The sequence below is a fragment of the Actinomycetota bacterium genome (assembly GCA_030774015.1).
In the GTDB taxonomy this organism is placed as follows: domain Bacteria; phylum Actinomycetota; class UBA4738; order UBA4738; family JACQTL01; genus JALYLZ01.
In genome coordinates this window covers 1-9,848 of sequence record JALYLZ010000194.1, presented here as the reverse complement: position 1 = coordinate 9,848, position 9,848 = coordinate 1, and the positions used below count along the sequence as shown (strand labels likewise).

Annotated in this window: 9 protein-coding genes and 1 pseudogene; 5 read left to right on the top strand and 5 right to left on the bottom strand. The window is 71.3% G+C overall.

Annotated elements, in window-relative coordinates; all coding sequences use genetic code 11:
• On the top strand, nt 1–501 hold a 501-nt coding region (locus M3Q23_18525), incomplete at its 5' end, for a nucleotidyltransferase family protein (protein MDP9344044.1).
• 853 nt (nt 502–1,354) lie between these two features.
• Here the strand turns inward: M3Q23_18525 and M3Q23_18520 are convergent.
• Both M3Q23_18520 and M3Q23_18515 read right to left on the bottom strand, forming a co-directional pair.
• Nucleotides 1,355–1,507: pseudogene (locus M3Q23_18520) on the bottom strand (response regulator).
• Entirely contained in the window at nt 1,506–2,837 is a 1,332-nt protein-coding gene (locus tag M3Q23_18515; protein ID MDP9344043.1) for a glutamate decarboxylase, read from the bottom strand. The pseudogene M3Q23_18520 and the gene M3Q23_18515 overlap by 2 nt, the downstream one beginning before the upstream one ends.
• Nucleotides 2,838–3,164: 327 nt before the next feature.
• Here M3Q23_18515 and M3Q23_18510 point away from each other — a divergent pair, with 327 nt between their 5' ends.
• Nucleotides 3,165–3,638 (top strand): hypothetical protein, encoded by a 474-nt coding sequence (locus M3Q23_18510; protein ID MDP9344042.1) that lies wholly within the window; start codon nt 3,165–3,167, stop codon nt 3,636–3,638.
• Here M3Q23_18510 and M3Q23_18505 read toward each other — a convergent pair.
• On the bottom strand, nt 3,582–4,772 hold the full coding sequence (locus M3Q23_18505) for an AI-2E family transporter (GenBank protein ID MDP9344041.1): 1,191 nt from the start codon (nt 4,770–4,772) through the stop codon (nt 3,582–3,584). The genes M3Q23_18510 and M3Q23_18505 overlap by 57 nt on opposite strands.
• Before the next feature lie 117 nt (nt 4,773–4,889).
• Between M3Q23_18505 and M3Q23_18500 the strand changes: the two genes are divergently transcribed.
• Entirely contained in the window at nt 4,890–6,704 is a 1,815-nt protein-coding gene (locus M3Q23_18500; GenBank protein ID MDP9344040.1) for a glycoside hydrolase family 15 protein, read from the top strand.
• Between the two features lie 296 nt (nt 6,705–7,000).
• On the opposite strand, the gene M3Q23_18495 is transcribed toward M3Q23_18500, so the two are convergent.
• The gene (locus M3Q23_18495) at nt 7,001–7,270 is read right to left on the bottom strand and encodes a hypothetical protein (protein ID MDP9344039.1); all 270 of its coding nucleotides are present in this window, start codon (nt 7,268–7,270) and stop codon (nt 7,001–7,003) included.
• A gap of 84 nt (nt 7,271–7,354) precedes the next feature.
• Here M3Q23_18495 and M3Q23_18490 point away from each other — a divergent pair, with 84 nt between their 5' ends.
• Both M3Q23_18490 and M3Q23_18485 read left to right on the top strand, forming a co-directional pair.
• Nucleotides 7,355–8,110: a gamma-glutamyl-gamma-aminobutyrate hydrolase family protein gene (locus M3Q23_18490; protein MDP9344038.1), complete on the top strand. Its 756-nt coding sequence runs from the start codon at nt 7,355–7,357 to the stop codon at nt 8,108–8,110.
• 228 nt (nt 8,111–8,338) lie between these two features.
• Nucleotides 8,339–9,532: a PAS domain-containing protein gene (locus tag M3Q23_18485; protein MDP9344037.1), complete on the top strand. Its 1,194-nt coding sequence runs from the start codon at nt 8,339–8,341 to the stop codon at nt 9,530–9,532.
• 4 nt (nt 9,533–9,536) lie between these two features.
• Here M3Q23_18485 and M3Q23_18480 read toward each other — a convergent pair.
• The coding region (locus tag M3Q23_18480) for a DUF4389 domain-containing protein (GenBank protein MDP9344036.1) at nt 9,537–9,848 on the bottom strand (312 nt) is incomplete at its 5' end.

Below are 9,848 nucleotides of genomic sequence, written 5' to 3'. Positions count from 1 at the left end.
GCCCTGGCGGGCGGCGTGGACGAGGTCGTGGTGGTGCTGGGCCACGACGCCGACCGCGTCCGCGAGGCCCTTCGCCTCCCGGACCGAGCCCGGGCGGTGGTGAACCCACGCTTCGAGGCAGGCCAGTCGTCCTCGCTCCAGGCGGGCCTGGAGGCGACAGCCCCCGACAGCGAGGCCGCCGTGATCCTGCTCGCAGACCAGCCGGGCGTCTCTCCCGACACGATCCGGGCGGTCCTCGATGCGTTCCGGCAAAAAGGGGCCCGCATCGTCCGTGCGTCCCACGGGAGCCGTCCGGCCCACCCGGTGCTCCTGTCTCGCGACACCTGGGGGAAGGTGGCCGCCCTGGAAGGCGACGTTGGGGCGCGCGAGGTGATCGCGGCCCACCCCGACTGGGTCCTCGATGTGGACGCCGCCGGCGTAGCACCCCCGGACGTGGACACGCCCGAGGACTACGAGCGGCTCCTCCGGCATCCGGATGCCAAGCCCCGCCCTTCCGGCTAGCATCGGCCCTCTGCCGGGAGGTGATCCTCGATGGTTCCGGTCGTGCTGGTCCTGGTGGCGGTTGGGGTGGTGGCCCTGGTGCTCCGACTCGGGCAGCGGGCCGCGGAACGCAACCGCCTCCAGCGCCAGCAGGAGGCAGCGCCGATCCCAGGCCTGGCCGAGTACGCCGCCAGCCAGGGGTGGGCTGGGCCCTCAGCGGATCCCGCGTTCGACACGGCGACGGCCAGGTACGTGACAGAGATGCTTCGGAACCTGCACGGCGTCCCGCGGGACGGCGACGTCCACGTGAGCGGGCCCCGGTTCACCGATGTGTACTCCGGCCAGGCCGGTGGGCGGCCATTCGTGCTCGGCAACGCCTGGATCGGAGTGCAGAGGACCGGCCAGCCGGGTTCGGTATGCGTCCTTCGGCTGGGCCAGGCGCTTCCGCCGCTGTTCGTGAACCTGCGGCGGTACCGACCCGCCATGCATCTCTTCCTGAAGGACATCACCTTTGAGAGCGAGCAGTTCAACCGGCAGTTCCAGGTGCTGGCCCTGAACCGCGAGTACGCGACCGCTGTCATCACGGAGCGAACCATGGCCCTCCTGCTCCAGCGGGACGACTGGGTGTTCTTCCTGGAGCTCGACCGCCTGGTGTGCGTATGCAACAGCGGGCTTCAGTCGGTCCAGGAGTATGCGGCACGGCTGAACGCCGTCGCCCAGTTCGCCGCCCTGGTCCCGGCGTTCGTACAACAGGATCGGGGGGCGCGGTTCCCCACCCTCCCCGACGGCACCACGCTGGACCCGCTCGATCCCTCTTCCCGGGACAAGTTCAAGGAGGCCCTTCAGGCCATGCCGCCTGGGCAGCGGGCTGAGTTCCTGGCCCAGGTCCAGGCGGAGGGCCTGCAGTTCGTAGCGGGCATGTTGGGAAGGGAACTCGCCCCCGGCCTGGCGGAGGAATTCGCCCGGCGACTGCGTTCGAGCCGGGAGGGCCCGGCGCCGTTCTCGACGTAGCCCCTGGATGCGCGCTAGTGCCGGAACGCCTCCGGGCGCCGGCCGGGGTGGCCGCCGTGCCTCTCGAGCTCCCGTGCGGTCCGGCGGAGGTCGGCCAGCAGGATCTCCGCGAGGTCCCGGCTGAAGCCGTTGCGGACCACGATGCGCAGCACCGCGAGGTTCTCCAGGTTCGCCGGCATGGTGTACGCGGGGACCTGCCAGCCCCGGCTCCGGAGCTCGCGTGACACGTCGAACACGGAGTAGCGGTCCACGCCGTCCTTCACGCGGAACGCGAACACCGGGATGTCCAGACAGCCGGCCAGCGTCTCGAACGGGCCGAGGCGGTCCACTTCCTCCGACAGGAAGCGGGCCGTGTCCATGGACTGCTGCTGGACCCGGCGGTATCCCTCCCGCCCCAGCCGGATGAAGTTGTAGTACTGCGCGCACACCTGGGCCCCCGGCCGCGAGAAGTTCAGGGCGAACGTGGGCATCTGCCCCCCCAGGTAGTTCACGTCGAACACCAGGTCGCCGGGGAGCGCCTCGGGGTAGCGCCACACGATCCATCCCACCCCCGGGTAGACGAGCCCGTACTTGTGGCCGGACGCGTTGATGGACTGCACGCGGGGGACCCGGAAGTCCCACGGCAGGTCGGGTTGCAGGAAGGGCGCCACGAACCCGCCCGAGGCGCCGTCCACGTGGATGGGGACGTCCGGTCCGCCGCCGGACTGGAGCCGGTCGAGGGCCGCGGCGATCTCGGCCACCGGCTCGTTGCTCCCATCGAACGTCACGCCCATCACCGCCACGACCCCGATGGTGTTCTCGTCGCAGAGCCTCGCGGCCTCCTCGCCGGTGAGGTGGCGGCGCCCGGCCTCCATGGGCACGAACCGCGGCTCGACGTCCCAGTACCGGCAGAACTTCTCCCAGCACACCTGGACGCCGATGCTCATGACCATGTTGGGGCGGTCGGCGGGCTTCCCGGTCGCGCGCATCCGCTCCCGCCAGCGCCACTTGAGCGCCATCCCGCCCAGCATGGCCGCCTCGCTGGAGCCCGTGGTCGAGCACCCCGTGGCCTCCTCGTGGTCGGGCGAGCCCCACAGGTCCGAGAGGATGTTCACGCACCGCATCTCGAGCTCGGCGGTCTGCGGGTACTCGTCCTTGTCGATCATGTTCTTGTCGAAGGTCTCCGCCATCAACCGGGCGGCCTGCGGCTCCATCCACGTGGTGACGAAGGTGGCCAGGTTCAGGCGAGCGTTGCCGTCGACCATCAGCTCGTCGTGGACGATCTGGTAGGCGGCGTCCGGCCCCATCTCCGCATCGGGCAATCGATATCGCGGGATCTCGCCGCTCGCGCTCGCGCCGGCGCCCACGTTCGGGCCGGCGACCAGCGGGTTCAGGGACAGCGTCTCGTCACGCCTGGTGTGGTGGACCTTGCGCGAAACGGTCACGGCAGCCTCCTCGACTGGACCTGCATCGCTTACGCGGAATCCGCCCCACTGTCAAAGAGAACTGAGGACACGGGCATCGGCCGGCAGCCACGTTTCCGGGTCACCCGGCGACGGGTAGAAGCGGCTCAGGACCTCTCCCTCTGGCCAGAGGACGCCGATGAAGTTGCCCACCCGGCTCGACACCGAGACCAGCCGTCCGCGCTCCGACAAGAGCCGGATCGAGCATCTGAACAGGAATGCACTGGCTGCATGACGTCGCTGCGCGGCAAGGTCGTGGTGGTGACCGGCGCATCCGCGGGGCTGGGCCGGGCCACGGTAAGGGCCGAACCCGCCGGTGACGCCGCGTTGAACCCGCTCGCGCTGGCGCGCGCCGCCTACGGGTCCGCGCTGCTGATCGCGCCCGGCCCACTGCTCCGCGCGGCGGGCAACGCTGATGGCGGCGGGACGGCAGTAGCCCGAGTCCTCGGCTCGCGCCACCTGGCCCAGGCCCTCGCGACGGCCGGCCACCCCGCCCGGGTCCGCCTCTACGCGGGTGCCGTCGTGGACGCCCTGCACGCGACCAGCATGTTCGCCCTGGCGGCCGCCAGCGCCGACCATCGAAAGCCAGCCCTCGTCGACGCCGCCGTGGCTACGACCTTCTGCTCGCTGGGCGTGGTGGCGGGCCGCTCAGCCCCCGGGGCCGGGGCCGCCGGGGACGCCGGCGCCGGCCTCGGCGGGAGGTAAGTCGGCCGGCGCGATCGGCACGGGATCTCGCGGGTCGCCGTACACCTTCGGCGAGACCCAGCGGTGGAGCAGGAACTGGACGATCGCTGCCACCGGGATCGCGGCCAGCACGCCCCAGATCCCCAGCAGTTCCGCTCCCACGATCACCGAGAGCAACACGACCACCGGATGCAGGTGCATGGTCTCCCTCAGGATGATCGGGGACAGGATGAATCCGTCGACCACGTGGGCCAGCATGATCACCGCGAGCGCGGCGAACAGGAACGCCGGCGGCTTGGTCAGCAGTGCCACCAGCACCACCGGGGCGCCGCCGATCCAGGCGCCGAGGGTCGGGACCAGATTGGCCAAGCCCACGATCAGCCCCAGGACCAGCCAGAACGGCATGCCGACCGCCCACAGTCCGATGGTGGCGAGGACGCCCACGGCAGCCGACACGATGAGCCGGGCCCGAACGTAGCTCGCAACGATCCGTCCCATCTCCGTGGCGACCTCCTGCGCAAGGGCCCGGCGCGACGGCGGGACGAGCAGCATGAGCCCCGCCCCGATCCCCGGCCGCGACAGCAGGAGCAGATACCCGAGGAACCCACCCAGGAGCACGATCACGCCGGCGTGGGCCAGGAGGGACCCCAGCGAGGCCAGGTGGCCGGCGGCGTGGGCCTGGTACGAGCCCACCCCGGACTTGATCGCGTTCCCAGCGGCGTGCAGCAGCGAGTTCGACGAGCCGGCCAGCCGCCCGACCAGCCCGCCGGACTCCAGGGCGGTGGGTGACGAGCGAAGCAGCGACCGGACCTGGTCCAGCAGGGTCCGCAGGATGAGCGGCACCACGGCCGGCGTGGCCACCGCGGCCACCGCGAACACGATGGTCACGGCGAGCTCTCGGGGGACCCGCAGCCGGGTCAGGGCCCGAACGGCCGGGCTCAGCACGAGGACCACCATCCCCGCCATGACCAGGTACGGGAGCAGCGCGCCCAGGCCGTGGAACAGCCTGACCAGGAACCAGATCACCACGGCGACGCCCACCACCGCCCACGCCACGACGCCCCACTCGGCAATCCGCCGGGACCGGCTGGTCGGCGGCAGCACCAGGTCCATCTGCCCCCGAAGCGTGGTGGGGTGGCCGGCCTCGGCGCTCATGTCGGGTTCGCCCTCACGCGACGTTCGTACCCACGAACGGCCCTCGTTTCGCCTCGTGTGCTTCGGGCAACGTCACCTGCGCATTCCCGCCAGCGAGCCCTGTTCCCAGGAGGCCGCGTGCCCCGTCGCTCACAGTACCCGCCGATCGGCGACTACGCCCTCATCGCGGACTGCCATTCCGCGGCGCTGGTCTCGCGCAACGCGTCGATCGACTGGTGCTGCATGCCGCGATTCGACTCGGGAAGCTGCTTCGGCCGGATCCTCGACTGGAAGGGGGCGGGATACTGCTCGATCACCCCAGCCGCGGCGGACTTCGAATGCTTCCGCCGATACGTCGACGGGACCCTGGTGCTCGAGACGACCTTCCGGACCGGCGGCGGCGAGGTGAGGGTCACCGACTGCTTCACCATGCGTCGCGGCGGGCGGGACAACCCGCACCGGCAGGTCCTGCGGGTGGTAGAGGGCGTCCGGGGCGCGATCGAGCTCCGCCTCGAGATCGTCCCCCGCTTCGACTACGGGGAGGTCCGGCCGTGGATCCGCCGGCACGGCCTCCGGTTGCACAGCGCGATCGGGGGGAACGACGGGCTGCTCATCTCGACCGATGCCGACCTCGCCGTGTTTGAGGAGCACGGTCTGGCCGGTGACGTGGTGGTCCGTGCCGGCGAGCGCGTCCACCTGAGCCTCCAGTACGTCCACCCCGAGGAGATGGACCCGGATCCTCCCGAGTCGCCGGACCCCGGGGACCTCGACCGGCGGATCGAGGAGACGATCAAGTGGTGGCGCCGGTGGTCCTCACGGGGCCGCCTGGAGAGTCCCGACGGCCCCGCGGCGATCCACTCGGCGGTGGTGCTGAAGTCGCTGGTCCACAGCCCCACGGGAGCGATGGCCGCCGCGGCCACCACGTCCCTTCCCGAGAAGGTCGGCGCCGCGCGCAACTGGGACTACCGGTTCAGCTGGATCCGGGACTCCACGTTCGCGCTGCGCTCGCTGGGGGAGCTGGGGTTCGACGCCGAGGCGGAGGGGTTCCGCCGCTTCATCGAACGGAGCGCGGCCGGCAACGCGGAGGACCTCCAGATCATGTTCGGCGTGGGGGGCGAGCGGCGCCTGGTGGAGATGGACCTCGACTTCCTGGAGGGGTACCGGCGGTCCCGGCCAGTCCGGGTGGGCAACGCCGCGTACGAGCAGGATCAGCACGACGTCTACGGCGAGCTGCTGGCCCTGTCGTGGCGGTGGCACGAGCGCGGGCACTCCCCCGACGACGACTACTGGCGGTTCCTGGTGGGGCTCGTCGACACGGCCGCCGCGAACTGGCGGCGAGCCGACCCGGGGATCTGGGAGGTGCGGGGGAAGCCCCAGCACTTCGTGCACTCCAAGGTGATGTGCTGGGCCGCGCTCGACTACGGCATCAAGCTGGCCAGGGAGTGCGGCCGCCGCGCCCCCACCCGGACGTGGACCAAGGCGCGGGACGAGATCCGCCGGGCCGTCGAGACGCGAGGGTACGACCGCAGGCGAGGCGTGTTCGTCCGCGCCTTCGGGGCGAAGACCATGGACGCCGCGTTGCTGCTGATCCCGAACGTGGGGTTCGTGGAGTACGACGACGAACGGATGGTCCGCACCACGGACGCGGTGTGGGAGGACCTCGGCGAGGACGACCTTGTCTGGCGCTACCGCGCGGACGACGGCCTGGAGGGCGAGGAGGGCGCGTTCCTGGCCTGCTCGTTCTGGCTGGTGGAGTGCCTGGCCCGCCAGGGCCGCCACGAGGAGGCCAGGCGGGTGTACGACCGCGCCGTCTCGACCGCGAACGACGTGGGCCTGTTCTCCGAGGAGTTCGACCCCAAGCGCGGCGAGATGCTCGGCAACTTCCCCCAGGCCCTCACCCACCTCTCCCACATCGCCGCAGCAGTGGCCCTGGCCGGCCAACCCGCCGACTAGATCCGATGGCTAGAGCGGCTTCTCGACGACTTCATGGGGGAAAATTGGGGACTCCTCGGGTTCCTATGGGTGAAGTAGCCCCCGCGTAAGCCCGCCTGGTCGTCGTGACCTGGGCCTTCGGCCCTCCCAGGCGCTCACGGAGCAGCAACGGAAGACGCGCACGTATCGCTCCCGGTAGGTTCGGCCGTTCTTGCGAAACCACCGAGCCTTCCCCCGGAAGGGGAGACACGTGCGCGCCACCACCGCATTCAACAGGATGTTGGCCATCGCCGGAGCCACCGTGGCCCGAGTCGTCTTCACCCCCCAGGGCATCGTGGTCGGCCTGCGCCGGCGATCGAGGAAGCTCCGGTGCCCGGCATGCGGCCCCGGAACTCGATCGAGCTCCGGGTCCGCACCATCTCGCCGGCGGCAGCGGTGATCAGCGACGCGCACATCCCCACGATGGCGTCGGATGGCGCGACCGTGCTCGTGAACAGCAGCCACAGCAGCATGGACAGCACCCACCACGCCGCGAAGTAGGGGGCGTGCAGGAGCCCCCGCTGCACCAGCGAGGTCCGCTTCGGCACGGTTCGGTATCTCCAACGGGCCGGGCGTGAAAACCGAGCACCGGCGTGCCGGAATTGTCGGCCCCGTCCGGTACCCTGTAGCCCGTGACCCAGCCACTCGTCGCCGTTCCCGCGTACCGGCTGCCCGCCGGCCGGGTGACCAGCTGGCACGTCGGATGCTTCGCCGTCCCCGAGCCATACATCGAGGCCATCCGCCGGGCCGGGCTGACGCCGGTGATCCTTCCGGAGACCGACCTCGAATCGGTGGTGTCGATGCTGGACATGTTCGACGCGATCCTGCTGCTGGGCGGCGGAGACGTCGACCCCGCCCGATACGGAGCGGAGGCACACTCGGAGGTCTACGGGGTGGACCCGCATCGCGACGACCTCGAGATCTCGCTGGTGCGCGAGGCCGTCCGCCGGGACCTCCCGACCCTCGCCGTGTGCCGCGGCATCCAGGTGCTGAACGTGGCCCGTGGCGGCACGTTGCTCCAGCACGTCCCCGATCTGCCGGGGGTCCTGGACCATCGACCCGACGCGTCGCTCGGCAGCCACCCCGTCATGCACCAGGTCGAGGTGAAGCCCGACTCTCGTGTGGCCGAGGCCACCGGGCGCACCGTCTTGACCTGCGCCTCCCACCACCACCAGGCCGTCGACCGGCTGGGCGACGGACTCCACGTGGTGGGGCGGAGCGAGGACGGGGTGGTGGAGGCGATCGAGGGAGACGACGGCTGGCTGGTGGCCGTGCAGTGGCATCCGGAGCTCACCGCAGCCGACGACCCCACCCAACAGGCCCTGTTCGACGCCCTGGCCGAGCGGGCCAGGGAGCGCAGCCGGGTCCGGGCCGGCGCCCCCGCCTGACCGACCCTTCCAAGAGGACCAGCCCCAAACAGGGGACGGCCTTCTGGGGGCCCTGCCTTCCCCGTTCGGCCCGAAACAAGATCACCCGATCCGCCGGTTGAATTCGCCATCCGACCGGCCTGAACAGGCCCCCATTCGGGCAATGCTTGGGTTGAAGGTGGGGAGGTGGTGGTGGCGGGCATTCGATCCTCTGGACGAGGCGGGGATCCGTCCAAGCGAATCTTCGGGATGGGGTCGGACGAGTCGCACCTGGTCCTCGTCCCCAACTCGGCCCTGGTCGGAGTGCGAAGGGACGAGGGTCCGCCCTCCGATCTCGCCGCCGAGCCCCTGGCCGAGCTGGCCTCGGACATCGAGTTCCTGTACCGGTTGCTCCCGGTCCGGGGCTTCGACTACGTGAGCCCGTCAGCCGCCCGGATCACCGGGTACTCCCCGGCCGAGCACTACGCGGACCCGGACCTCCTGCTGAAGATCTCGCACCCGGAGGACCGCGCCACGGCCGCCGTGCTGCTGCACGGGCCTTCCGAGCCGGCCGGCCCCGTGCCGCTCCGCCTGATCCGAAAGGACGGAGGAACGGCGTGGACCGAGTACTTCATCGCGCCGATCCATGACGTCGCGGGGCGGGTGGTGGCCGTGGAGGGGCTGGCTCGGGACGTGACCGAACAGCGCGCCGCCCAGGAGCAGCTTCGCGTCAGCGAGGCCTCGGGCCGTCTGGCGGCGGCCCGGACCCAGGCCATCTACGAACAGCTCCAGCGGGTCGACGAGGAACGCCGCCGGCTGCTGGAGACCCTCGGCCAGGTGGAGCGGAAGGAACGCAAGCAGCTCTCCGAGGACCTCCACGACGACCCCGTGCAGGTCATCACCGCGGCCGTGCTGCGCATCCAGCTCCTCCGGCGCCGGGACGTGGCGCCCGAGCACCGCGCGGAGCTGGTCGCGCTGGAGGAGATCCTCCAGCTCGCCGTCCGCAGGCTCCGCCGCCTGAGCTTCGAGCTGCGGCCGGCCTCACTGGAGGACGAAGGGCTGGCCGCCGTGCTGAGGTCGGTTCTGGAGCCCATGCGCGAGGAGACCGGGCTCCGCTACCGGATCCGCGATCACCTCCAGGAGCGCCCGCCGACCGAGGTCGGCATGACGATCTACCGGATCGCCCGCGAGGCGCTGGTGAACGTGCGCAAGCACGCCCGGGCGCGAAACGTCGACGTGCTCCTGGCGCCGCGCGATGGCGGGTACTTCCTGCGGATCCGGGACGACGGTGAGGGGTTCGAGGCCCGAGAACCGGCCCGCGTGCACCAGGGGCACCTGGGGTTCCAGGCCATGCGGGAGCGGGCCGAGCTGGCCGGCGGGTGGTGGCGGATCGACAGCGCGCCCGGCGCCGGCACCGTGGTCGAGTGCTGGGTGCCGGCCTCGGTGAACGGGACGGATCGCTAGGTCGCTAGGTCGGCGGAGGCGGCGGCGGGACCGGTCCGGCCAGGTCTCCGCGAGGCGTGCGCACGCCGAACCAGAGCAACAGCGCCCCCAGGGCCGCGACGAGCACCCCGGCCACCAGCAGGCCGACGGACACCCACAACAGGGCCCGTGCCCGTGCTCCGATCGAGGCTTCCACGTCGATCCCGGGCGTGCCGTCCGTGTTCATCACCACGACGGACCACCGGCCGCTGCGTACCGGCCACGTGAGGATCCGAACGCCGCTGCCGGAGCTCTGAACGTCCCAGAACCGCTGCTCGTCGGGTGGTCCGGGTGGGGG